Here is a 24687-nt window from a genome sequence, read left to right on the forward strand (position 1 = left end):
GTAGATCTCGGCCTTCGGCTTGCCCGGCATGATCGTGCAGAGAAAATCCACGTACGCGGACGGCACGCCCATGTCGACGAGGAAATACGAGTGCGAGAAGCTGAAGATGATCTGCAGCAGGTCGCGGCGCAGCAGCACGGTGTCGAGCGCGAGCAGGCCCGGGCGCACGTGGCGGATCGGCACCGCGAACGGCAGCACGCGATCGGCGTTGATGATGCGGCCGACGATGTACGCGCTCTTGTTGCGGAAGAACAGCGACGACAGCACGTGGATCTGGAAATTCGGCGCGGCGTCGAACTGGCCGAATTCGTCGCTGATCGCCTGCATCACGCAGCCGATGTCGCGCGTGAGATCCTCGAACGGCGGCTCGAGCTGGAAGTTCGTGACGATGCGCTCGAGCGTGGCCGCGAGCCCGTCGGTGCCCGGGTAGTACGCGCGATAGGTCGGCTTTGCGGCCGGCTCGTCGTTCTCGAGGTATTCGGTCGAGATCGCGGGCCGCACGAAGATGAAATCGTTGCTGAAATACGAGCGGTGCAGGATCTTGCAGCACACCGAATTGAAGAACGTTTCCGCGCACTCGGGCTGGCGGTGCGACGTGAGCAGGCCGATGTAGTGCAGCTTGATCTGCTGCCACACCTCGTCGTCGATGTTCTCCGCGTCGTATTCGTCCTCCAGCAGCTCGACGCACTCCTGCACGCGATCGTCGTACGACGTGATCCGCTCGCGCGCGAGCCGCTGCAGGCCGTGCCAGTCGGCGCGCTCGAATAGCGTCTTCGCCTCGACGGCGGCTTCCCGGAAGATCCGGTAGTGGCGGTCGAAGTATTCGAGCATCGTCTGCGCGACGTCGAAGCCGATTTGCGACGACAGCAGTTTGGGGAAGTGATTCATCGCGTGCAGGCTCGTTGAAGAGGGGCTGTAAGCACTCGCCATTTTAGCGCCCAAGTCGGCGTTTCAATGACTTTCGGGGTCCCGCGCCCAAGCGCCGTCAATGGGCGGGTTGCTCGCCGTTGCATGCCGTTCGATGCATCTTCGCGTAAAGATACGGGTACGGAACCGATTCTGACACGAACTTTTTTTGACCGTCCGGCGCGCGCCGGCACGCGTTTCGCGCGACGGCGATAGAATCGACGCGATGCCCGCCGCGGCATGCCGCGCGCTCCTGCACTTGCATTCGCACCCGCGCCCGCATTCGCATTCGCACCGATAACGACGAGACACCCCACCGATGAACGCACTGGAACACCAACTCGACTATCCCTTCGCCGACACGCTGCCCGTCGCGGGCGACACGTTCGAGGTCGCGCCCGGCGTGCGCTGGCTGCGCATGCCGCTGCCGTTTTCGCTCGATCACATCAATCTCTGGCTGCTGCGCGACGAGATCGACGGACAGGCCGGCTGGACGATCGTCGACTGCGGTATCTCGTCGGATGCGATCCGTACGCACTGGGAACAGATCTTCGACACGCATCTCGACGGGCTGCCGGTGCTGCGCGTGCTCGTCACGCATTGCCATCCCGATCACTTCGGCCTGGCGAACTGGATCTGCGAAGGCGGCGACCGGCGCCGCTGGAACGTGCGGCTGTGGATGACGCTCGGCGAATACATGTTCGGCTGCCTGATGGCGGCCGGCAACGGCTCGAACGCCGGCGGCGCGGCCGCCGCCGATCACTTCGCGCGTCACGGGCTGACCGATCCGGCCGCGCTCGACAAGCTGCGCAACCGTCGCAGCTATTACTCGGACCTCGTGCCGGCCGTGCCGCCGCGCTACCGGCGCCTGCGCGAAGGCGACCCGGTGACGATCGGCGCGCGCACGTGGCGCGTCGTCACCGGCTACGGCCATTCGCCTGAACATTGCGCGCTCTACAGCGAAGCGGACGGCGTGCTGATCTCCGGCGACATGGTGCTGCCGCGCATCTCGACCAACGTGTCCGTGTTCGATCTCGAACCGGAAGCGAACCCGCTCGCGCTGTACCTCGAATCGCTCGGCCGCTACGAGACGATGGCGCCCGACACGCTCGTGCTGCCGTCGCACGGCAAGCCGTTCCGCGGCGTGCGCACCCGCATCGCGCAACTGCGCGCGCACCACGACGCGCGGCTCGACGAAGTGCGCGTCGCCTGCGCGGAGAAGCCGGCGAGCGCCGCCGACATCGTGCCGATCATGTTCCGCCGCCGCGAGCTCGACATCCATCAGATGACGTTCGCGCTCGGCGAGGCGCTCGCGCACCTGAACCTGCTGTGGCTTGCGGGCGAACTCGTGCGCGAGCAGGGCGACGACGGCGTGATTCGCTTCGCGCGGGCCTGAGCGCTGCCGGCCCGACGTTCCCTCGTTTTCAGCGTTCAACCCGGTCCGTGCCGTTCCAACAACGCGAAATCCGTCGTCCCTATCGGCAAAGGCCTGCTCGAATCGGAGCGGCTCGTCAGGCAGCGGTTCGTCGAATCGGACATCACGCGAAACGACGAACGACCGTGAGCGTCAATCACGCGACGGGTTCGTAACGCCACCCGTCGCGCTGCCATTGCATCGTGTGCGTCGGCGCGAGCGCCGCGAGAAACGCGGCGTCGTGCGACGCGACCACCAGCGCACCGGGGAAGCCGGCCAGCGCGGCTTCGATCGCGCGCACCGATTCGAGATCGAGGTGATTGGTCGGCTCGTCGAGCAGCAGCAGCTGCGCGGGCGTGCCGCGCCACAACGCGCACGCGAGCGCGGCTTTCAACCGCTCGCCGCCGCTCAGGCGCTGCACCGGCTGCGTCGCGCGCGCGGCATCGAGCTGCAGCAGCGCGAGCCGGCTGCGCAGCTCGCCTTCGGCGAGCGGCGTAGCGAGGCTGCCCAACTGGTCGACGATCGAGCGCTCGGGATCGAGCAGCGCGAGCCGCTGGTCGAGATACGCGGCGCTCACGTGCGTCGCGCAGGTGCCCGCGCGCGGCGCGAGTTCGCCGGAGAGCATGCGCAGCAACGTCGATTTTCCGCAGCCGTTCGGGCCCGTCAGCGCGATGCGCACCGGGCCGCTGGCCGACCACGTGATCGCGTCCGCGCGCCCGGCGGTGCGCCACGGCAGTCGGGCGCGCTCGAGCGTGAACAGCTGGCGGCGCGCGCTGACCTCGGTGCCCGGCAGCGACACGAGCACCGGCGCGTCGGCTTCGACGCGCGCGGCTGCGTCCTGCACGCGTTCGTCGAGCGTCGCCTTGAACGCGCTCTGGTCGCGGCGCACCTGCCCCATGATGTTGCGCGCGGCGCCCTTGCGCCGCTGCTTCGCGCCCGACGACAGGTTGGCCGTCTTCGCATCGCGCAGCGAGCCGGCCGCGTGGCGCTGGATCGTGTCGTGTTCCTGTTCGAGCCGGCGCCTGGCGCGCCCGCGCTCGGTGCGCGCATGCTCGAGCGCGGCCTGCGCGGCATCCTGTTCCGCGTCGCGTTGCGCGCGATACAGCGCGTAGTTGCCGCCGTAAGTACGCACGCCGTGCGGCGTCAGCTCGACGATGCGCTGCACGTGCGCGAGCAGCGCGCGGTCATGGCTGACGATCACGATGCCGCCGCGCCAGCCGTCGAGTGCCGTGCGCAGCCACGCGCGGCCCGGCGCGTCGAGGTGGTTGGTCGGTTCGTCGAGCACCAGCAGCCCGGCCTCCGAGAGCAACGCGCCGATCAGCGCGACGCGCGCCATCTGGCCGCCGCTCAACGCATGTGCCGGTGTATCGGCGCGCACGTCGTGCAGGCCGGCTGCGTCGAGCGCCGCGCGCAGCCGCTCGGCGAGGTCCCAGCGATCGCCGATCAGGTCGAAGTCGTGTGCGCTCGCGCGGCCGTCCGCGAGGCGCGCGAGGGCCGCGAGCGGCGCATCGAGCGTGGCGAATTCCGCGACGGTCCGCGTGGTGTCCGGTGCGTCGTCGTGCTGCTGCGCGACGTAGGCGACGGGCGTGTGCCGGTCGATCGCGCCCGCGCTCGGCGTGCGCCGGCCGGCGATCAGTTGCGCGAGCAGGCTCTTGCCGGCGCCGTTGCGGCCGACGATGCCCGTCGGCGTGCGGTCGATGGAAAGGTCGAGCGAATCGAACAGCGTGACGCCGTCGTCGAAGCGGAAGGAAACGTGATGAAGCGCGACGAGCGCGCCGGTCGGCGTGGCAGCAGCCATAAGCACCTCCGAAAATGCGTGAAACCCTTCGCGCGCGGCGTGCGAGGCACGGCGGCGAAAACATTTTTGGGAAGGCTTAGTTGTTCACTTCGGCTGGCGTCCGGTATGAGGAATGAGCGCGCAGTGTAGCAAGCGCGGCGCGCGGGCCGCAAGCGACGGGCCGGGGCGCCGTCGCTTGCGCGCCACGCGCGGTTACTGCACGGCGACTGCCGCGAAGTTCTGCCGGCCGAACGGGCTGACGTGATAGCCGCTCACGTTCGCACGCGTGAGCGCGGCCGCGGTCGGGTAGCCGAGCGGAATCCACAGCGCCTCGTCATGGATGATCTTCTGCGCCGATTCGTACAGCTTCGCGCGCTTGCTCTGGTCGGCGGTCGACTTGCCGTCGGCGATCAGCTTGTCGAGCTGCGCGTCGCAGAAGCGCGCGAAGTTGATGCCCGACTTCACCGCGTTGCAGCTGAACAGCGGCGACAGGTAGTTGTCCGGATCGCCGTTGTCGCCGGCCCAGCCCATGAACAGCATGTCATGCTGGCCGAGCTTCGCCTGCTTGATCAGCTCGCCCCACTCGATCACCTTCACCTCGGCCTTCACACCGATCTTCGCGAGGTCGGCCTGCAGCAGTTCCGCGCCGGCCTTCGGGTTCGGGTTCAGCACGCTGCCGGTCGGGCGCGTCCAGATCGTCGTCGAGAAGCCGTTCGGGAAACCGGCCGACGCGAGCAGCTGCTTCGCCTTCGCGGGATCGTACGTATACGGCGCGACGTCCTTCGCGTAGCTCCACGTGTTCGGCGGATACGGGTTGTTCGCGGCCGTCGCCGTGTTGTCGAACACCACCTTCAGGTAGGTCGCGCGATCGAACGCGAGGTTCAGCGCCTCGCGCACCTTGTCGTTGTCGAGCGGCTTCTTCTGCGTGTTCAGCGCGACGAACGCGGTCATGAACGCGGGCGTCTGCACGACCTTCAGCGCGCCTTCGCCCTTCGCGGCGAGCACGTCCTGCGGTTTCGGCGACAGCGCGATCTGGCATTCGCCGGCCTTCACCTTTTGCATGCGCACCGACGGGTCGGGCGTGATCGCGTAGATCAGCCGGTCGACCTTCGGCTTCGCGCCCCAGTAGGCCGGGTTCACGTCGTAGCGGATCAGCGCGTCCTTCGTGTAGCTCTTCAGCACGAACGGGCCGGTGCCGATCGGCTTCGCGTTCAGGTCGGCCTGCTTGCCGGCCTTCAGCAGCTGGTCCGCGTATTCGGCCGAGTAGATCGACGCGAAGCCCATCGTCAGGATCGGCACGAACGTCGCGTTCGGCTCGTTCAGCACGAACTTCACCGTGTTGTCGTCGACCTTCGTGACCGACTTCACGAGTTTCACGAGGCCCATCGACTGCGCGTGCGGGAAGCCGCTCGCGCCGGCCACCTTGTGCCACGGGTTCGCATCGTCGAGCATCCGCGAGAACGTGAACACGACGTCGTCCGCGTTCAGCGGGCGGCCCGGCTTGAAGTAGTCGGTGGTCTGGAACGCGACGTTCGGGCGCAGATGGAACGTGTACGTGAGGCCGTCGGCGCTCGCTTCCCATTTGTCGGCGAGCGCGGGCACGACCTTCTTCGCCGCTTCGTCGTACGACACGAGCGTGTTGAAGATCACGTCGGCCGATGCGTTGGTCGTGACGAGCGAGTTGTACTGCACGACGTCGAAGCCGTCCGGGCTCGATTCCGTGCAGACGGTGAGCGGCTTGGCGGCGGCGAGGCCGGGGGCGGCGAGGGCGGCGGCGACGGCGGCCGCGGCGAACAGCTTGACGTGCATAGGTTCTCCCACGTTGCTTGTGATTTTTGCTGGGTGTCGGAATGCGGGCGTGGCCCGGTAACAGGCGGGGCCGGCGCGGCTGGCGGATAGCATACCGTCAAAGCGCGCGGTGCGTGAAAAAAGGCGCCGGAACGCAGCGAATTGAGCGAGAAACGGCTGCGTTCGCGACGGAATGCGTGCTGGGGCGGCGCAGCGGCGGGGAGATGAGACAGGCGCGACGGCGAACGACCGGCGGCCGAGATGGGGGGCGGGGAAAGCGCAGGCCAAAGCGGATCGGCGAGGATCGGTGCTGATCGACGCGAATCGGCTGGATCACCGAATCACCGAATCACCGAATCACCAGAATCGGCAGAATCGCCGCGCCGGCTGCGGCGAGTCGTGTGGAAGGAGGAGCGGTGCGTGCGACGTTGGCGCCGCACTCAATGCGCGCCGGCCTTCGGCTTGCGCGGTGCCTTCTCGAACAGGCGGTCGTAGAGCCAGCGCGGCAGCACGTGCAGCACCTTCGCGACGACGCCCATCTGCCACGGAATCACGCGGAACGCGTGCTGCCGCGCGATCGCGCGCGCGGCGCGGGCCGCGAAGCGGTCGGCGTCCATCAGGAACGGCATCCGGTACGGGTTGTGCGCGGTCATCGGCGTGCGGATGTAGCCGGGCGCGATCGTCACGACGCCGACACCGGCCGGGCGCAGTTCGACGCGCAGCGCCTCGAGATACTTGATCGCGGCCGATTTGGACGCGCTGTACGCACCTGACCCGGGCAGGCCGCGCACGCCGGCGACGCTCGCGACGCCGACCAGCGTTCCGTGGCGCGCGGCCGTCATCGGGCCGACGAACGGCTCGAACGTCGCGACCATCCCGTAGTAGTTGATGTCCATCACGTTGCGGAACGTGGCGAGATCGCCCTGGCCCGTGACGGCGCCCTGGCTGATGCCAGCGTTCGCGATCACGACGTCGGGGCAGCCGTGCGCGGCGATGAACGACGCGGCGGCCGTCGCGAGCGCGTCGGCGTCGCGCACGTCGGCGGAATAGACGGAGACGGACAGCTTGGGAAAGCGTCGCGCGAACGTATCGAGGGCATCAGTGCGGCGCGCGACGAGGGCGAGCGTGGCGCCCTGGCGGGCGTATTCCTCGGCCATCGCGAGGCCGAGCCCGCTCGACGCGCCGGTGATGAAGACCTTCAGCGGAGTAGTCATGCCGGCGCGCGGGCGGGGATCAGAGCTTCTTGTCCTGAACCTGCTTCACGAGGTAGTCGAGCACCTGCGCGGTACCCGGGATGCTGTTCGTGTAAGCCGGGCCCGTCTTGTACTTGCCCTGGACCACGATCGTCGGCACGCCGTCGATCGCGTAGTTCTTCAGCAGCTCGGCCGACTGCTTCACCTGGCCCTGCACGCTGAACGAGTTGTACGCGTCCATGAACTGCTTCTTGTCGACGCCCTGCGTCGCCAGGAAGTCGGCCTGCGCCTGCGGCGTCAGCAGGTAGTTCTTCTGCTTGTGGATCGCGTTGAAGATCGCCGGCGTGACCTTCTCCGAAATGCCGAGCGCCGACACCGCGTAGAACAGCTTCGAGTGCGGGAGGAAATCGTCGCGGAAGGCGACCGGCACGCGCTTGAAGTCGATGTTGTTGCCCTGCTTCTTCACCCAGGCCTCGACCGTCGGCTCGAATTCGTAGCAGTGCGGGCAGCCGTACCAGAAGAACTCGATGACTTCGACCTTGCCGGCCGGCGCGGACACCGGCTGCGGCGACTTCATCACCTCGAAGTCCTTGCCGGACACCGGCGCCGTGGGCGAAGCCTGGGCGAAGCCGGCTGCGGCCAGGCCGAGGGACAGAAGGAGCGTGCTAAGCAGTTTTTTCATGTTGTGGACGTCGAATCAGTTGCTCGGGTTACGAAACGTAACGGGTTCTGCGTGGGCGCGGCCGGTTGCTTACTGCTTCGTGAAACGGATCACCGCCGTGTCGACACCTGCATCGGACAGGCGCTGGCGGGCCGAGTTCATATCCTCGAATTTCGAGAACGGGCCGACGCGCACGCGGAAATAGGTCACGCCGCTGACATCGCGCTTCGACACCTTCGACTCGAAGCCCTGGAAGCCCAGCCGCGCGCGCTGCTGCTCGGCGTCGCCTTCCGTCTTGTACGCACCGACCTGCAGGAAGTAGCCGGTGTTCGCGTCGCTTGCGGTCGGCGGCTTCGCTGCCGCGGCGGACGTCGCGGACGGCGCCGGCTTCGGCGTGTTCGCGGCCAGTTGCTGTTGCTGCTGTTTCTGCGCGGCAGCCTGCTGCGCCTGCTTCTGCGCGGCGAAGCGCGCGAGGTCGTCCTCGCCGCCTTGCTGCTGCTGTTGCTGCTGTTGCTGCGCCTGTTGCGTCTTCTTCGGCGGCGGCGGGTTGTCGGCCGGCTTCGGCGCGACGGCGACGCCATTGCCCGACGACGCGTTGTTCGATGCGGTGGTGTTGCTCGAGCCGCTGGTGTTGCCGGAGCCGTTCGTGTTGCCCGACGGCGGCACTTCGACGATCTGCGGTTCGGGCAGCAGGCCGCCCTGGGTCTGGTTCGCGGCCTGGCCCGGCGCGGTGTTGGGCGGCGCGGATTGCGCGGCCTGCGGCACCGGCTGGCCGGGCGTCTTGCCTTGCAGCGCGCGGTTCGGGTCGAACTGCTGCGGCTGGCTCGCGGCGTTGTCGGCCGGCGGCGGCGCGACCTTCGACACGAACGGCGACGGCGACCGCGTGATGTAGAGCGCCACCACCACCGCGATCGCGAGGCCGACGATCAGGCCCAGCACGATTCCAAGAAATGTCCCTCCGGCTTGTTTCGATTGCTTCGAAGTTCGGCGTGGTTGTGCCATTGCTTGAGTCACCTGCAAAAAGAATCGTGAAAAGGCTGCGACGGGCATCCGGCGGCGGGTGCTCCCGTCGCAGGCGCGCCTGCCGCAGCCATTCGCTGCCCGGTCCGGGCCGCTTACATCTTGGCGGGCGCGGACACGCCGAGCACCGCCAGGCCGTTCTCGAGCACTTGCCGGGTCGCGGCGAGGAGCGCGGCGCGCGCGTTGCGCGGCGCTTCGTCGTCGACCAGCACGCGCTCCGCATTGTAGAACGAGTGGAATTCACCAGCGAGATCGCGCAGGTAGAACGCGACCGCGTGCGGCGCCAGTTCGTTCGCCGCGTGCGTGAGCATGTCCGGATACTCGGCGAGCTTCTGCATCAGCGACACGGCCTGCGGGCTCGTGAGCTGCGACAGGTCGGCACCCGGCAGCTGCGCCGCTTCGACGTTGTAGCGGGACTTCAGTTCGTTGAGCACCGAGCAGATCCGCGCATGCGCGTACTGGACGTAATAGACCGGGTTCTCGTCGTTCTGTTTCAGCGCGAGGTCGATGTCGAACACGAATTCGGTGTCGGCCTTGCGGGAGATCAGGAAGAAACGGACCGCGTCGCGGCCGCGCGTGATGGTCGCCTCGTCGATCAGGTCGGGGGCTGCTTCCTGGCCCGGCGTCGCGCCGCCCGACCATTCGATCAGGTCGCGCACCGTCACGTAGCTGCCCGCGCGCTTCGACAGCTTCACTTCCTGGCCGTCGCGCATCACGGTGACCATCTTGTGCAGCACGTAGTCGGGATAGCCCTTCGGGATGCCGATGTGCAGGCCCTGCAGGCCCGCGCGCACGCGCGCGATCGTGCCATGGTGGTCCGAACCCTGGATGTTGATCACCTTCGAGAAGCCGCGCTCCCACTTCGTCACGTGGTACGCGACGTCCGGCACGAAGTACGTGTACGTGCCGTCCGTCTTGCGCATCACGCGATCCTTGTCGTCGCCCTCGTCGGTCGTGCGCAGCCACAGCGCGCCGTCCTGCTCGTAGGTCATGCCGGCCTTGATCAGCGCGTCGACCGTCTTCTCGACCCGGCCTTCGCTGTACAGCGACGACTCGAGGTAGTACTGGTCGAATTTCACGCCGAACGCCTGGAGGTCCATGTCCTGCTCGTGACGCAGGTACGCGACCGCGAACTTGCGGATCGCGTCGAGATCGTCGATGTCGCCCGCGCCGGTGACCGGCTCGCCGTCCTTCGCGGCAACCGTCTCGCGGTTCAGGTAGTCGCGTGCGATGTCGGCGATGTATTCGCCGTTGTACGCGGCTTCCGGCCAGCCCGCGTCGCCCGGCTTCAGGCCGCGCGCGCGCGCCTGCGTCGAGATCGCGAGGTTGCCGATCTGCACGCCGGCGTCGTTGTAGTAGAACTCGCGGTGCACCGCGTAGCCCTGGCTCGCGATCACGTTCGCGAGCACGTCGCCGAGCGCCGCCTGGCGGCCGTGGCCGACGTGCAGCGGGCCGGTCGGGTTGGCCGACACGAATTCGAGCAGCACCTGCTTGCCCTTTTCGCGATCCGACGTGCCGAACGCGCGGCCCTGGTCGAACACGGCGGCGATCACCGCCTGCTTCGCGGCGGCCGTCAGGCGCAGGTTGATGAAGCCGGGGCCGGCGATTTCGGCCGCGTCGACGAGCCCTTGCGCGGCCGGCTGGGCCGTCAGCGCGGCGACGATCTGCTCGGCGAGCTGGCGCGGGTTCGTGCCGAGCGGCTTGGCGAGCTGCATCGCGACGTTGCACGCGACGTCGCCGTGCGCGGCGACCTTCGGGCGCTCGAGCGTGATGGCCGGGGCGACGAACGCTGCGTCGGCGCCTTTCAGCGCGTGTGCGACCTGCGTGACGCTATCCGCGAGCAGGGCTTCGAGGGTCTGTTTGTGAGCTGGCAGCATGCTGGTAGAAGGCTTCGTTGGTGGCGGCCGGAAACGCCGGCCGGCCGGCGCGCTTTTTAAGCGCGCGTTTCAGGGATCGCAGAATTTTAACAGGTGCTAATATGCCGCTCAGGCGCCCCGCGTCCGCGAGGCCGGACGCCGGCCTGCCGGCGTCCCCCAACCGCGCCGCGCAGGCACAACAAGATGAAAAGGGAATAGTCATGATTACGTTCAAGAGCAAGGCGGCACAGGATCTCGACGTGCTGAAGGATTTCGCCGTATACGTGCTGGGCCTCGTCGGCAAGCAATTGGGCGAACGCGGTGTCATTACGCACGACGAACTGGACCACGCGATCGCGAAGCTGGAAGGCGCGGTCGCGCAGGCGAAGCAGGAGCGTGCCGAGCACGCCGGCCATTTCCACGAGGACGAAGACGACCACGCGCACCACGAAGTGCCGCCGAGCTTGGCGCAGCGCGTCGCACCGTTCCTGACGATGCTGCGCGAAGCGAAGGCCGGTCAGGCCGACGTGCACTGGGGCTTCTGAGCCGCGTTGCCCGCCTGACCCGATCGCGAGATCGCAAAGGCGCATGAAAAAGCCCGCTCGATGCGGGCTTTTTGATTTCGTCTGATCAAAAGGGCGGCGAACCGCCCCGGTCGTGCCCGGATCAGAGTTGCGGCGCGAGCGCGCGGCGCGCGTCGTCGAGCGACAGCTGCATTCGTTGCGCGTAGTCGTCGAGCTGATCCTGCCCGATTTTGCCGACCGAGAAGTAGCGGCTGTCCGGATGCGCGAGGTAGAAGCCCGACACGCTCGCCGCCGGCAGCATCGCCAGCGAATCGGTCACGCTCATCCCGATTTCGTCCGCGTGCAGCGCGGCGAACATGTCGCGTTTCACGAGATGGTCGGGGCAGGCCGGGTAGCCGGGCGCCGGGCGGATGCCCGCGTACTTTTCGGCGATCAGCGCGTCGTTGTCGAGCGTCTCGCCGCTCGCGTAGCCCCACAGCTCGCGGCGCACGCGCGCGTGCATCGCTTCGGCGAACGCTTCCGCGAAGCGGTCGGCGAGCGCCTTCAGCATGATCGCGCTGTAGTCGTCGTGGTCGGCTTCGAACTGCCTTTCCTTCACGTCGACGCCGAGGCCGGCCGTCACCGCGAACATGCCGATGTAGTCGGCGACGCCCGATTCCTTCGGCGCGATGAAGTCGGCAAGCGAGCGGTTCGGGCGCATCACGCCGTCGACCACCGGACGCACGCTCTGCTGGCGCAGGTTGCGCCACGTCATCAGCACTTCGGAGCGCGACTCGTCGGTGTAGATCTCGATGTCGTCGTCGTTGACCGTGTTCGCCGGCAGCAGCGAGATCACGCCGTTCGCGGTCAGCCAGCGGCCCTGGATCAGGCGCGCGAGCATCGACTTCGCGTCGGAGAACACGCGCCGCGCCGATTCGCCGACGATCTCGTCGTTCAGGATCGCCGGGTACGGGCCCGCGAGATCCCAGGTCTGGAAGAACGGGCCCCAGTCGATGTAGTTCGCGAGTTCGTTCAGGTCGTAATTCTTGAACACGCGGCGGCCGATGAACTTCGGCTTCACGGGCTGGTAGCCCGCCCAGTCGATCTTCGTCTTGTTCGCGCGCGCCTGCTCGAGCGTGACCATCGGCTGCGCCTTGCGGTTCGCGTGCTGGTCGCGGATCCGGTCGTAATCGGACTTCAGCTCGTCGAGGTACTTCGCCGCGCCTTCGTCCGACAGCAGGTTCGACGCGACCGACACGGAGCGCGACGCGTCCGGCACGTAGACGACCGGGCCTTCGTAGTGCGGCGCGATCTTCACGGCCGTGTGCACGCGCGAGGTCGTCGCGCCGCCGATCAGCAGCGGGATCTTCTTCACGCGGAAGTAGTCGTCGCGCTGCATTTCGGACGCGACGTACGCCATTTCCTCGAGACTCGGCGTGATGAGGCCCGACAGCCCGATGATGTCCGCGCCCTCGACCTTCGCCTTCGCGAGGATCTCGTTGCACGGGACCATCACGCCCATGTTGACCACTTCGAAGTTGTTGCACTGGAGCACGACCGACACGATGTTCTTGCCGATGTCGTGCACGTCGCCCTTCACGGTCGCGATGACGATCTTGCCCTTCGCGCGCACGTCGCCGCCCGCTTCCGCGAGCAGGCGCTTTTCTTCCTCGATGAACGGGATCAGGTGCGCGACGGCCTGCTTCATCACACGCGCCGACTTCACGACCTGCGGCAGGAACATCTTGCCCTGGCCGAACAGGTCGCCGACGATGTTCATCCCGTCCATCAGCGGGCCTTCGATCACGTTGATCGGACGGCCGCCGGCCGCGGCGATCTTCGCGCGGACTTCCTCGGTATCCTCGACGATGAAGTTCGTGATGCCGTGCACGAGCGCATGCGAAAGCCGCTTCTCGACCGGCTGGTTGCGCCACTCGAGGTTCTCTTCCTTCTTCGCGCCGCCCGCCTTGAACTTGTCGGCGATCTCGAGCAGTCGGTCGGTCGAATCGTCGCGGCGGTTCAGGATCACGTCCTCGACGCGCTCGCGCAGCTCCGGGTCGAGATCGGCGTACACGCCGAGCTGGCCCGCGTTCACGATACCCATGTCCATGCCCGCCTGGATCGCGTGATACAGGAACACGGTGTGGATCGCCTCGCGCACCGGGTCGTTGCCGCGGAACGAGAACGACACGTTCGACACGCCGCCGCTCACCTTCGCGTACGGCAGGTTCTGCTTGATCCAGCGGGTCGCCTCGATGAAGTCGACCGCGTAGTTGTTGTGCTCCTCGATGCCGGTCGCGACCGCGAAGATGTTCGGGTCGAAGATGATGTCTTCCGGCGGGAAGCCGACTTCGTTCACGAGGAAGTCGTACGAGCGCTTGCAGATCTCGGTCTTGCGTGCGTAGGTATCGGCCTGGCCCGTCTCGTCGAATGCCATCACGACCGCGGCCGCGCCGTAGCGGCGGATCAGGTTCGCGTGGCGGCGGAACGCGTCCTCGCCTTCCTTCAGCGAGATCGAGTTCACGATCGCCTTGCCCTGCACGCACTTGAGGCCGGCTTCGATGACTTCCCACTTCGACGAGTCGATCATGATCGGCACGCGCGCGATGTCCGGCTCGGACGCGATCAGGTTCAGGAAGCGCACCATCGCCGCCTTCGAATCGAGCATCGCCTCGTCCATGTTGATGTCGATCACCTGCGCGCCGTTCTCGACCTGCTGGCGCGCCACCGCGAGCGCCTCGTCGAACTGGCCGTTGAGGATCATCCGCGCGAATGCCTTCGAGCCGGTGACGTTGGTGCGTTCACCGACGTTGATGAAGAGCGTTCCGGACGTGACGTTGAACGGCTCGAGGCCGGCAAGGCGCATCATGTGATCGGTCATGGCGGTGCGAATTCGTATGAGGTAGGGCGGGCGTTGATGCGGTCGGTCAGGCGGCGTCGCTGTACTGGCTCGGCCAGCGGCGCGGTTTCACGTCGGCGAGCGCCTTCGCGATCTCGGCGATGTGCTCGGGCGTCGTGCCGCAGCAGCCGCCGGCGAGGTTCACGAGCCCGGCCTGCGCGAATTCCTTCAGGAGGCCCGACGTGACGTCCGGCGTCTCGTCGAAGCCGGTGTCGCTCATCGGGTTCGGCAGGCCCGCGTTCGGGTAGCACGACACGTAGGTGTCGCACAGCTTCGCGAGCTCGGCGATGTACGGACGCATCAGCGCCGCGCCGAGCGCGCAGTTCAGGCCGAACGTGAGCGGCTTCGCGTGGCGCAGCGAATTCCAGAACGCCTCGACCGTCTGGCCCGACAGGATGCGGCCAGATGCGTCGGTCACGGTGCCCGAGATCATGATCGGCAGGCGCTCGCCGGTGTCCTCGAACAGTTCGTCGAGCGCGAAGAGGGCGGCCTTCGCGTTCAGCGTGTCGAAGATCGTCTCGACGAGGAACAGGTCGACGCCGCCGTCGAGCAGCGCCTTCGCCTGCTGGTAATACGCGTCGCGCAGCTCGTCGAACGTGACGTTGCGCGCGCCCGGGTCGTTGACGTCCGGCGAGATGCTCGCCGTCTTCGGCGTCGGCCCGATCGCGCCCGCGACGAAGCGCGGTTTGTCGGGCGTCGCGTAGCGGGCCGCCGATTCGCGCGCGAGCCGCGCCGATTCGACGTTCATCTCGACGACGAGGTCTTCCATCCCGTAGTCGGCCTGAGCGACCGTCGTCGCGCCGAAGGTGTTGGTTTCGACGATGTCCGCGCCGGCCGCGAAGTACTGGTCGTGGATCTCGCTGATGATCTGCGGCTGCGTGAGCGACAGCAGTTCGTTGTTGCCCTTGATGTCGCGCGGGAAATCCTTGAAGCGCTCGCCGCGATACGCGGCCTCGTCGAGCTTGTAGCGCTGGATCATCGTGCCCATCGCGCCGTCGAGGATCAGGATGCGCGATTTCAGCAGCGCGGGCAGTGCGGCGCCACGCGTGTAGGGCGCGTCGAGCGGGGTGGAAGCGGCGAGAGGAGTCGCAGACATGGGCGAGAGACCGGCGAAGACGGGAAAACCGTCATTGTAGCCGGTGCGCCGGGGCGCCGCCCGGCCTCGCGCGGCGCGCAGCCGGCCGGCGCGGCATGCGGGTGGCGCGCACGGTCGTGGTGCAGGCAACGGTGCGGGCCCGATGCCTGCGTGCGTGCGGTCTGCGCGCAATGAACGTGCGTACCCGTATGCGGGTCGCGCACCGGCCGCATCAAACGAAAACCCCCGCCCGGCGAACCGGACGGGGGCTTGGATCGGAGTGCTCGCGGCGCCGCTTCAGTGCGGCGAATGGCCCGGCGATGCGCCGGGCCGCGGGTCGTCAGTGCAGGACGACGGGCATCATCATCAGGCTGTCGAACTGTCCGAGGAATTCGTCCACTTCGTCGAGCGACGGTTCATCCTCGATCAGCTGCTTCACGTGTGCGCGGAATCGTTCGGCGAGCTCGCCGTCGATGAAGATCTCGCGCTGGGCGTTCTTGTCGACGATTTCGTATCCGCCGGCATTCATCAGATGGTGGCCGGCCTGCGGCGCAAATTCGACGACGCAGTAGTTGGGGCTGTTGTAGATCATTTGCATGGCGGCACTCCTCTTCGCAGTGGCATCTGGCCTTGTTGTCCCGTAGGTGGGGCGGGCTGTGCCGGTTTCAAGGGGCTTGCGCTGCACACCCCGTTCTCCCGTTTGCGTGGGGTGTATCGGTTAGAAACCAATGTCTATCAAACGTTTCTTATTGTGATCCGGTGGACTGAAATAGTTGTTAAAGAGTGTCATCGGCCATTTCGGCGAGTCCTTTAATCGGTCGAAATTGCCGATTGGTCGACCGTCACGGCGCGGACGGCGCCGAGGCCGGCAGTGCAGACGCTGGCGCTGGCGGTTGCACGGCGGGCGGCGGCGCGGGTTGTGCCGGCTCCGCGGCCGGTGTGCTGGCAGGCGCGTTGGTTGCGCCTTCCTTCGTTGCGCCTTGCGTCGCGCCGGCGGTCGGTGCATCCGGCGGGGCGAGCCGGCCGTGCCACAGCAGCTCGATCTGCGAACCATTCGGTTCCGATTGTACGAGCCTCGCGGGCAGCCAGTCGAGCGACGGCGCGAGCCACATGTCGATGCGGCGCGTGTCGCCGTCGCGGCGTGGCAGCCGCATGAAATGGCGTGCCCGGATGATGCCGGCCTGCGTCTGCACGTCCTCGTCGCCGATCACCGTGATCGGCCAGGTCTCGCCGCTGTTGTTGTCGATCACGAAGAACTGTTGCGTGACGCCCGGCTTGTACATGGCCGGATTGCCGCGCACGAGCCCCGACAGCTGCATCAGCATGCTGAAGCGATCCTGCACGCCGTCGGGCAGCGGCGCGTTGTTCGGCGTGCGCGTGAAGACCACCTGGCGGATCTCGCGGTTGAAGATCGCGATGTCCTCGGGCCGCTTGCCGCGCTTCTCGATATAGCGGTCGGGCGCGACGCCGAATGCGTCGATGCGGCCTTCGCTGCGGTAGGAGAACGGGCCGACGAACGGCACCGGCATCGACACCGACAGATCGTAGGTGCGCCCGTCGGTGCGCCAGTGGATCGTGCCGATCATGTTCTGCATCCCGTTGTAGAACGTGTCGTACTGCAGGTCGCCGGGCGGCGGCGCCGCGAACTTCACGCCGCTCGTCGCGGGGCCCGGCGTCGCGGCACTGGCGCCACCGGCGGCATCGCCGGACGATGCCGCGTGCGCGCCCGATGCGCCTGTCGTGCCGCTCGCGGCGGAGGCGGCGGCCGGCGGCGGCTCGCCGTGCTCGGCCGTCTGCGTCGACGTGAGGACCGGCTCGGGCGACGGCGCGGGCTTCGGTGCAGGCTTCGGCGTGGCGGGAGCCGGTTTCGCCGGCGCCTGCTCGGCCGGATGTTCTATCGGATGTTCGGCCGGCTTGGGCGCAGGCTGGCGCTCGATCGGTTGCGGCTTCAGCAATTCGATCTGCACCGGTATCGCGGCGGGCGCGGGCGGCGTGAACGCGTCGCGGCTGCGCGTCAGCCACAAGGCCGCAAGCGCGTGCAGCACCAGCACGACCACGAGCGCGATGCCCACGCGCAGCCAGCGGCGGGGCGGGGCGTGACGAGGACGGGTGTCGGCAGGCGGCATCGGCGAAACGGTACAGGGTTGGGGCGGTCGCGGCGCGCAGCGCGCGTCACAGCCGTCGGACCGCCGGATGCGCCGCGCGTTCGCGGTACATCGCGCGGGTGTCGCACGTGTGTTGCGCGCCCGGCGTGTCCGGCGTGTCAGGCGTCGCGCGCGTCCGGACTATAGCCGAGTTCGTAGGACAGTTTCTGCGCGCAGGCACGCAGCGCGGTGTCGATTTCGCCGCCCCACGCGATGTCGAACATGCCTTCCTGGCCGAGCGCGACGATCGCGAGCGCGAGTTCGCCGACCGCGTCGAACACCGGCATGCAGAACGCATGGATCGTCGGCAGCAGCATCCCTTCGACGCGCGCGGCCTGATGCGCACGCACGTCGGCGAGCACCGCCTCGACCTCGTCGAGCGTGCGCGGGCCGCCGTGATGCGGCGAGCGGCGCGTGTCGGCGAGCTCGCGTTCGAGCATCGCCGCGGTCTTGCTGCGCGGCAGGTACGCGGCGAACAGCAGGCCCGTCGCGGAGCCGAGCAGCGGCATCACGTCGCCGAGCTTCAGCGACGCCTTCGCGGGATGGCTCGATTCCATCCAGTGCACGATCGTCGGCCCCTGGTTGCCCCACACCGCGATGCCGACCGTCTGGTCGACGCGGTCGCGCAGCTCCGTCAGCGCGATCCGCGCGAGCTTCACGCCGTCGACGCGCGCGAGCCGCGCGAGCCCCATTTGCAGCGCGAAGCCGCCGAGCTCGTAGCGGCCCGACACGGGATCCTGCGACACGACGCCGAGCCGCGAGAAGCTGACCAGGTAGCGGTGCGCCTTCGCCGGGCTCATGCCCGCGCGCTGCGCGAGGTCGCGCAGCATCATCGCGCGCGGCTCGCTCGTGAGCACATCGAGCAGGCGGAAGCCGACCTCGATCGACTGGATGCCGGAACGGAGCTTCTCGCCGCCTTCACCGTGTTCGCCGGCGCCGGTGTCGTCGGTGTCGGAATCGGCGGGATCGTCGTCGGGAAGCGGGCTGGCAGGCATGGGCAACGGGGGCGCGACAAGGCGGCAAGGGTCGGGACGAAAACGGCGCGCACGATCGTGGCGCGCCGCACGGATTCACCATCGTAAAATAGATTCCCTCCATCGTCACTAAAACGGCAGATACCCCATGAAACTTGCATCGCTGAAGGACGGCACGCGCGACGGCCAGCTGATCGTCGTGTCGCGCGACCTGCACACCGCGGCGATCGCCGATGCGATCGCGCCGACGCTGCAGCGCGTCCTCGACGACTGGGCGTTCTACGCGCCGCAACTGCGCGACCTTTACGACGCGCTGAACCACGGCCGCGCACGCAACGCGTTCGCGTTCGATGCGGCGAACTGCATGGCGCCGCTGCCGCGCGCGTTCCAGTGGGCCGACGGCTCCGCGTACGTGAACCACGTCGAGCTCGTGCGTCGCGCGCGCGGCGCCGAGATGCCGCCGGAGTTCTGGACCGATCCGCTGATGTACCAGGGCGGCAGCGACGATTTCCTCGGCGCGCGCGACGACATCGTGTGTCCGTCCGAGGAATGGGGCATCGACTTCGAGGCCGAAGTCGCGGTGATCACCGGCGACGTGCCGATGAGCGCGTCGCCGGACGACGCGCTGAAGGCCGTGCGGCTCGTCACGCTCGTGAACGACGTGTCGCTGCGCAACCTGATTCCGGCCGAACTCGCGAAGGGCTTCGGCTTCTTCCAGAGCAAGCCGGCCACCGCGTTCGCACCGGTCGCGGTGACGCTCGACGAGCTCGGCGACGAATGGCGCGAAGGCCGCGTGCACCGGCCGATGATCGTCCACTGGAACGGCAGGAAGGTCGGCCAGCCCGACGCGGGCACCGACATGGTGTTCCACTTCGGCCAGTTGATCGCGCACGCGGCGAAGACGCGTAACCTGCGTGCCGGCTCGATCGTCGGCTCGGGCACGGTGTCGAACAAGGACGCGAAGCGCGGCTACTGCTGCATCGCCGAGAAGCGCTGCCTCGAGACGATCGAGCACGGCGCGCCGCAGACCGAATTCATGCGCTACGGCGACACCGTGCGCATCGAGATGTTCGACGCGGCCGGCAAGTCGATCTTCGGCGCGATCGAGCAGGCGGTCGCGCCGCCCGACGGCGCGGCCTGACGCAAACGCGCCAGTCGACGCGAAACCCGGCCCCGGCCCGCGCGCCGGGTTTCGCCTGATGTTTGCCCGCGCGGGCTTGGCTACACTCGATTCAGGCGCTTCAGGCGTCTCGAGAACCCGGGAGCTGCGCATGGCCGATCTCGCCGCATACGGCGGTTACGAAGCACTGAAGGTGACACGCCGCGATCACGGCGTGCTCGACATCGTGATGAGCGGCGAGGGCGCGAACCGCAGCGGTCTCGCGACTGCGAACGAGCACATGCATCGCGAGCTCGCCGACATCTGGCGCGACGTCGACCGCGATCCCGACACGCGCGTCGCGGTGATCCGCGGCGAGGGCAAGGGCTTTTCGGCGGGCGGCGATCTCGCGCTCGTCGAGGCGATGGCGAACGACTTCGACGTGCGCGCGCGCGTGTGGCGCGAGGCGCGCGACCTCGTCTACAACGTGATCAACTGCAGCAAGCCGATCGTGTCCGCGATGCACGGCCCGGCCGTCGGCGCGGGGCTTGTCGCCGGACTGCTCGCCGACATCTCGATCGCCGCGAAGGACGCGCGCATCATCGACGGCCATACGCGGCTCGGCGTCGCGGCCGGCGATCACGCGGCGATCGTGTGGCCGCTGTTGTGCGGGATGGCGAAGGCGAAGTACTACCTGCTGCTGTGCGAACCGGTGAGCGGCGAGGAGGCCGAGCGGATCGGCCTCGTGTCGCTCGCGGTCGAGCCGGCCGACCTGCTGCCGAAGGCGTACGACGTTGCCGAGCGGCTCGCGCACGGATCGCAGTCGGCGATCCGCTGGACCAAGTACGCGCTGAACAACTGGCTGCGCAGCGCCGGGCCGACGTTCGATACGTCGCTCGCACTCGAATTCATGGGCTTCTCCGGGCCCGACGTGCAGGAAGGCATCCGCTCGCTGCGCGAGCGGCGCCCGCCCGACTTCCCCGGCGACGCACCGTTCTGACGCGCGTTATGATCGAACCAAAGGCGGCCGCTCGATCCGTGCCGGCCGCTTCGCTCCCCCAGTCAACCAGGACGCCCGTATGACGACCGATGCCCCCGGCTCCAATCCTTTCGCCGGCTTTGCCGGTTTCAAGCCTGCCGACATGCTCGACCGGATGTGGGACATGATGCGGATGACGCCGTTCGGCGGGATGGCGTCGTTTCCCGGCACCGCGTCGGGGCTGCCGCCTTCGCTGTCGAGCATGTCCGACATGATGGCGCCGCTCACGAGCGTCGAGGAACTCGACAAGCGGATCACCGATCTGCGTGCGGTCGAGCAATGGCTCAAGCTCAATCTCGGGATGCTGCAGTCCGCGATCCAGGCACTCGAGGTGCAGCGCGCGACGCTCGCGACGCTGCGCGCGTTCGGCGCGTTCGCGCAAAGCTCGATGTCGGCGGCCGAGGAGGCCGCGGTTGCGGCCGCGCAAGCGGCGTCCGCGCCGCGCGCCGACGCGCAGCAAGCGCCGGACGCCGCCGCCGCGGACGCGCCGCCGGCTGGCGACACCGCGCAACAGGCGTTCGATCCGGCCGGCTGGTGGAATCTGCTGCAGGCGCAGTTCAACCAGCTCGCGAGCCTCGCGATGACGCAGCCGGGGGCGCAGCCCGCGGCACCGGACGACGCCGCACCGCCCGAGCAGGCCGCACCGGCCGCGCGGACGGCACAGCCCGCGCCGGCCGCGGCCGCCGCGCCGCGCAAGCCGGCCGCGAAGCGCGCGAAGCCGGCCGATTCGGCCGCGGCGCGCGCGGCAGCCGCTTCGTCGCCCGAAACGCGTCCGCCGAAGCGCTCGACGTGACGCGAACCGGATAGCAGGTCGATCATGCGGCTCGCGCTCGTGCTGATGGGAGGCGGCGCACGCGCCGCCTATCAGGTCGGCGTGCTGAAGGCGCTGGCCGAAATCGCGCGCGAGGCCGATCCGAACCGGCAGACGGTGCCGTTCACGGTGGTCTGCGGGTCATCGGCCGGCGCGATCAATGCGACGTCGATCGCAAGCCACGCGGACGACTTTTCGCACGGCGTGCGGCGCCTGCTCGAATTCTGGGAGCCGCTGCGCGCCGACTACGTGTATCGCACCGACTGGCTCGGCATCGCGGCGGCGGGCGCACGCTGGCTCGCGACGATGACCTTCGGCTGGGCGGCGCGCCGCTCGCCGCGCGGGCTGCTCGACAACGCGCCGCTCGCGCACCTGCTGCAGCGCGAGCTGAGCTTCCACCGGATCGAGCAGATGCTCGAGGCCCGCCTGCTGCATGCGCTGTCGGTGACGGCGCTCAGCTATTCGAGCGGCCGGCACCTGACCTTCTACCAGGCCGCCGAGCCGATCCAGGCATGGCGGCGCGCGCAGCGCACCGCACGGCTCGTCGATCTGTCGGCGTCGCACCTGCTCGCGTCGTCGGCCATTCCGTTCGTGTTCCCGGCCGTGCCGCTCGTGCTCGACGGCCAGATCGAATACTTCGGCGACGGGTCGATCCGCCAGGTCGCGCCGCTGTCGCCGGCGATCCACTTCGGCGCGGACCGGATCGTCGTCGTCGGCGCGGCCGATCCGCGGCCCGAAATTCCCGCCGCGAACGGCTCGGGGCTGGTGCGCGGTTACCCGACGCCCGCGCAGATCGGCCAGCAGGTGCTCGCGAGCGTGTTTCTCGACTCGATCGGCTCGGACATCGAGCGGATCGAGCACATCAACCGGATGATCGAGCATTTGCCGCACCAGGTCGAAGTCGACAGCGGCTGGCGGCACGTCGACGTGCTCGCGATCGCGCCGTCCGAGCGCATCGAGCTGATCGCCGCGAAACACCTGAAGCAGATGCCGGCGACGATGCGCGGGCTGCTCGGCGCAATCGGCGGCAGCCAGCCGGCCGGCGCGTCGTTCGCGAGCTACCTGTTGTTCGAGGAGGCGTTCACGCGCGAGCTGATCGAACTCGGCTACCGCGACGGACGCGCGCAGCGCGACACGCTGGCGGACTGGATCGCCCGGGCCGACGGCGGCAGCGCGCCGGCGGCCGGCACGCCGCCCGAAGGCGGTCTCGCGACAGGCGAAATACGGGTCTGACCGACAGGCCCGGGCAGGCCCGAAAGCGACTCAGCTTACATTTCGGTTGCGTTTTCGCGACGGGGCATGCGACCGATCGCCGCACCGCCGTTGGCGGCCCGCGACCGGTTCCGCGTCTCGGAACCGTCATGTGTGCGTGCTATCATGGCCGCCGCCGTATACACCATATCGAGCAGCCCGCCGGTCCGGCGGTCGCACGGGAACCCGTCCGGGGACCGCGTGGCGCCGGGCGGGCTCGCCACCGAGCCGGCCTGCGCCGGCCCCCACATCAGGCACGCGCGGTCGGTTCCGTTCGAGTGGAGCGGGGTCGCGGCGTGCTTCAAGGCGGCTACGCGGCCGCCCGGCTGCCGAACGCGGAATCTGCGTCCGGGGGCTGGATTCACGCGTAAAATTAGAGTCTTGGCTGCAAAAAGCGCGTTCGCGCGCCCGCGCGGCAACAGTCACGTTTAGAGAAGTCGCATTGCGCAGAACAGGGGTGGGACCATCATGAACACCATGCTTTATCCGGAACTTTACAGGTCGCTCGAAGCTGTCCGCTGGGACATGGAGAAGGACATTCCGTGGGACAAGTTCGACGCTTCGCTGCTCACCGACGAGCAGGCGAAGACGATCAAGATGAACGCGATCACCGAATGGTCGGCGCTGCCCGCGACGGAAATGTTCCTGCGCGACAACCAGCACGACAGCGATTTTTCCGCGTTCATGAGCGTGTGGTTCTTCGAGGAGCAGAAGCACTCGCTCGTGCTGATGGAATACCTGCGCCGCTTCCGGCCGGAAATGGTGCCGACCGAAGAGGAACTGCACGCGGTGCGCTTCGAGTTCGACCCGGCGCCGCCGCTCGAGACGCTGATGCTGCACTTCTGCGGCGAGATCCGCCTGAACCACTGGTATCGCTGCGCGGCCGACTGGCACACCGAGCCGGTCATCAAGCACATCTACGAAACGATCTCGCGCGATGAAGCGCGCCACGGCGGCGCTTACCTGCGCTACATGAAGAAGGCGCTGAACAACTGCGGCGACGTCGCGCGCGCGGCGTTCGCGAAGATCGGCGTGCTGATGGCGTCGGCGCGCCGCACCGAGAAGCCGCTGCACCCGACCAACCTGCACGTGAACCAGGCGCTGTTCCCGCGCGACACCGTGCAGTCGCGCCTGCCCGATCCGGAATGGCTCGAGCGCTGGCTCGACGAGCAGATCCGTTTCGACGGCGAGTGGGAAAAGAAGGTCGTCGAGCGGATCCTGCACAACCTGTCGATCCTGTTCGAGCGCACCTTCGCGACCGCGCAGGAACTGAACCGCTATCGCAAGGAAGTCACCGGCCGCCTGCAGTCCGAAAGCGGCCCGTCGTCGGCCGCGCAACCGGCCTGAGGCCGCGCGGCGTCGCAGCCGGCGTGAAGCGCCGCCGGCCGCGCTCGCCGCCCCGTATTCCCGCATGAAGCCCGCCCGGCGATCCGGCGGGCTTTTTATCTGGCGCCGCCGTGTTCCGTCGCGACGTGCACCGCGCGCCGCTCACGCCATCCGAAATCCATCATGTCCGCTACCTTCGAACGCAAGCTGATCACCCGTGACGCCCTGGTTGCGCTGCGCGCTTCGCTGCCTTCGCCCGTCGTGTTCACGAACGGCGTGTTCGACATCCTGCACCGTGGCCACGTCACCTATCTCGCCGATGCGAAGGCGCTCGGCGCATGCCTGATCGTCGGCGTGAACAGCGATGCGTCGGTGCGCATGCTCGGCAAGGGCGACGACCGGCCGATCAACCGCGAGGACGACCGCATGGCGCTGCTCGCGGCGCTGGAAAGCGTCGACTGGGTCGTGAAGTTCGAGGAGAAGACGCCGGTGTCGCTGATCGAGGCCGTCCGTCCGGACATTCTCGTGAAGGGCGGCGACTACGACATGGACGCGCTGCCGGAATCGGCGATCGTGCGCGGCTGGGGCGGGCGGGCGCTCGCGATTCCGTTCGAGCACGACCGCTCGACCACCGCGCTGCTGAAGAAGGTGCGCGCGCAGCAGTCCTGATGCGGGTGCCGCGCCGTCAGGGCGCGGATGCCGCGAACGGCTCGGCCGGGACGGCCGGCGCGCCGATCGGGCCGCCGATCACCGGCTGATCGGCCGCCTGCGCGAGCGGCATCGCATGCAGCGCCTCGGGCCGCACCTGCCGGGACAGCACGCCCGGTTCGCGCGGACCGGCCGCCGGCAGCGGCCCGAACACGCCGCGCACGGCGACGAACGCGAGCAGGTTCGCGAGAAAGAGAACAGCGATCAGCCAGCGCAGCATCGTCGACACTCCTCGTCGTTGTT

The 24687-nt window shown here is 68.1% G+C and carries 21 protein-coding genes; 8 read left to right on the plus strand and 13 right to left on the minus strand.

From position 1 onward, the window contains the following. The coding region (locus DIE04_RS20210) for an isocitrate dehydrogenase kinase/phosphatase AceK regulatory subunit (RefSeq protein WP_185500390.1) at positions 1 to 888 on the minus strand (888 nt) is incomplete at its 3' end. Positions 889 to 1225: 337 nt separating this feature from the next. Between DIE04_RS20210 and DIE04_RS20220 the strand changes: the two genes are divergently transcribed. After that, on the plus strand, positions 1226 to 2302 hold the full coding sequence (locus tag DIE04_RS20220; protein ID WP_124520654.1) for an MBL fold metallo-hydrolase: 1077 nt from the start codon (positions 1226 to 1228) through the stop codon (positions 2300 to 2302). A 175-nt stretch (positions 2303 to 2477) separates the two neighbouring features. Here DIE04_RS20220 and DIE04_RS20225 read toward each other — a convergent pair whose 3' ends face one another. The 6 genes from DIE04_RS20225 to argS form a co-directional block, all read right to left on the minus strand. Beyond that, the gene (locus DIE04_RS20225) at positions 2478 to 4118 is read right to left on the minus strand and encodes an ABC-F family ATP-binding cassette domain-containing protein (RefSeq protein WP_124520655.1); all 1641 of its coding nucleotides are present in this window, start codon (positions 4116 to 4118) and stop codon (positions 2478 to 2480) included. 192 nt (positions 4119 to 4310) lie between these two features. Beyond that, on the minus strand, positions 4311 to 5906 hold the full coding sequence (locus tag DIE04_RS20230; RefSeq protein WP_124520657.1) for an ABC transporter substrate-binding protein: 1596 nt from the start codon (positions 5904 to 5906) through the stop codon (positions 4311 to 4313). Between the two features lie 419 nt (positions 5907 to 6325). Next, positions 6326 to 7099 carry an SDR family oxidoreductase gene (locus tag DIE04_RS20235; RefSeq protein WP_124520659.1) on the minus strand — a complete coding sequence of 258 codons (774 nt, stop codon included), beginning with the start codon at positions 7097 to 7099 and terminating at the stop codon, positions 6326 to 6328. A gap of 19 nt (positions 7100 to 7118) precedes the next feature. Then, complete coding sequence (locus DIE04_RS20240; protein WP_124520660.1) at positions 7119 to 7760, minus strand: thiol:disulfide interchange protein DsbA/DsbL; 642 nt, start codon at positions 7758 to 7760, stop codon at positions 7119 to 7121. Between the two features lie 69 nt (positions 7761 to 7829). Next, positions 7830 to 8741 carry an SPOR domain-containing protein gene (locus tag DIE04_RS20245; RefSeq protein ID WP_044846189.1) on the minus strand — a complete coding sequence of 304 codons (912 nt, stop codon included), beginning with the start codon at positions 8739 to 8741 and terminating at the stop codon, positions 7830 to 7832. Between the two features lie 113 nt (positions 8742 to 8854). After that, entirely contained in the window at positions 8855 to 10636 is a 1782-nt protein-coding gene (gene argS, locus DIE04_RS20250) for an arginine--tRNA ligase (protein ID WP_124520661.1), read from the minus strand. 200 nt (positions 10637 to 10836) lie between these two features. Between argS and DIE04_RS20255 the strand changes: the two genes are divergently transcribed. Then, positions 10837 to 11160 carry a DUF1840 domain-containing protein gene (locus DIE04_RS20255; RefSeq protein WP_044846191.1) on the plus strand — a complete coding sequence of 108 codons (324 nt, stop codon included), beginning with the start codon at positions 10837 to 10839 and terminating at the stop codon, positions 11158 to 11160. Between the two features lie 121 nt (positions 11161 to 11281). Here DIE04_RS20255 and metH read toward each other — a convergent pair whose 3' ends face one another. The 5 genes from metH to DIE04_RS20285 all read right to left on the minus strand — a co-directional run bounded on the left by metH (position 11282) and on the right by DIE04_RS20285 (position 18231). Beyond that, entirely contained in the window at positions 11282 to 13999 is a 2718-nt protein-coding gene (gene metH, locus DIE04_RS20260; protein ID WP_185500391.1) for a methionine synthase, read from the minus strand. Positions 14000 to 14045: 46 nt separating this feature from the next. Continuing rightward, positions 14046 to 15113, minus strand: a complete 1068-nt coding sequence (locus DIE04_RS20265) for a homocysteine S-methyltransferase family protein (protein ID WP_124486572.1) — start codon at positions 15111 to 15113, stop codon at positions 14046 to 14048. Positions 15114 to 15432: 319 nt separating this feature from the next. Then, positions 15433 to 15690, minus strand: a complete 258-nt coding sequence (locus DIE04_RS20270) for a DUF3567 domain-containing protein (RefSeq protein ID WP_006477667.1) — start codon at positions 15688 to 15690, stop codon at positions 15433 to 15435. 244 nt (positions 15691 to 15934) lie between these two features. Then, a complete protein-coding gene (locus tag DIE04_RS20280; RefSeq protein ID WP_124520663.1) occupies positions 15935 to 17218 on the minus strand; it encodes a DUF3108 domain-containing protein in 1284 nt (427 codons plus the stop codon). 137 nt (positions 17219 to 17355) lie between these two features. Beyond that, positions 17356 to 18231 (minus strand): IclR family transcriptional regulator, encoded by an 876-nt coding sequence (locus DIE04_RS20285; protein ID WP_044846196.1) that lies wholly within the window; start codon positions 18229 to 18231, stop codon positions 17356 to 17358. A gap of 127 nt (positions 18232 to 18358) precedes the next feature. Between DIE04_RS20285 and DIE04_RS20290 the strand changes: the two genes are divergently transcribed. The 6 genes from DIE04_RS20290 (at position 18359) to rfaE2 (ending at position 24405) form a co-directional block, all read left to right on the plus strand. Beyond that, positions 18359 to 19351 carry a fumarylacetoacetate hydrolase family protein gene (locus tag DIE04_RS20290; protein ID WP_124520665.1) on the plus strand — a complete coding sequence of 331 codons (993 nt, stop codon included), beginning with the start codon at positions 18359 to 18361 and terminating at the stop codon, positions 19349 to 19351. Between the two features lie 130 nt (positions 19352 to 19481). Continuing rightward, entirely contained in the window at positions 19482 to 20309 is an 828-nt protein-coding gene (locus DIE04_RS20295) for an enoyl-CoA hydratase/isomerase family protein (protein WP_124520667.1), read from the plus strand. A 79-nt stretch (positions 20310 to 20388) separates the two neighbouring features. Then, positions 20389 to 21141: a PhaM family polyhydroxyalkanoate granule multifunctional regulatory protein gene (locus tag DIE04_RS20300; RefSeq protein ID WP_124520669.1), complete on the plus strand. Its 753-nt coding sequence runs from the start codon at positions 20389 to 20391 to the stop codon at positions 21139 to 21141. A gap of 24 nt (positions 21142 to 21165) precedes the next feature. Next, positions 21166 to 22392, plus strand: a complete 1227-nt coding sequence (locus DIE04_RS20305; protein ID WP_044846772.1) for a patatin-like phospholipase family protein — start codon at positions 21166 to 21168, stop codon at positions 22390 to 22392. A 486-nt stretch (positions 22393 to 22878) separates the two neighbouring features. Beyond that, the gene (locus DIE04_RS20315) at positions 22879 to 23757 is read left to right on the plus strand and encodes a ferritin (protein ID WP_059451551.1); all 879 of its coding nucleotides are present in this window, start codon (positions 22879 to 22881) and stop codon (positions 23755 to 23757) included. A 162-nt stretch (positions 23758 to 23919) separates the two neighbouring features. Then, positions 23920 to 24405 carry a D-glycero-beta-D-manno-heptose 1-phosphate adenylyltransferase gene (gene rfaE2, locus DIE04_RS20320; protein ID WP_060110665.1) on the plus strand — a complete coding sequence of 162 codons (486 nt, stop codon included), beginning with the start codon at positions 23920 to 23922 and terminating at the stop codon, positions 24403 to 24405. Between the two features lie 16 nt (positions 24406 to 24421). Here the strand turns inward: rfaE2 and DIE04_RS20325 are convergent, their stop codons facing one another. Next, positions 24422 to 24664: a hypothetical protein gene (locus tag DIE04_RS20325; RefSeq protein WP_044846779.1), complete on the minus strand. Its 243-nt coding sequence runs from the start codon at positions 24662 to 24664 to the stop codon at positions 24422 to 24424. Between the last annotated feature and the right edge of the window lie 23 nt (positions 24665 to 24687).

The organism is Burkholderia sp. Bp8994 (assembly GCF_003853805.1).
In the GTDB taxonomy this organism is placed as follows: Bacteria; Pseudomonadota; Gammaproteobacteria; order Burkholderiales; family Burkholderiaceae; genus Burkholderia.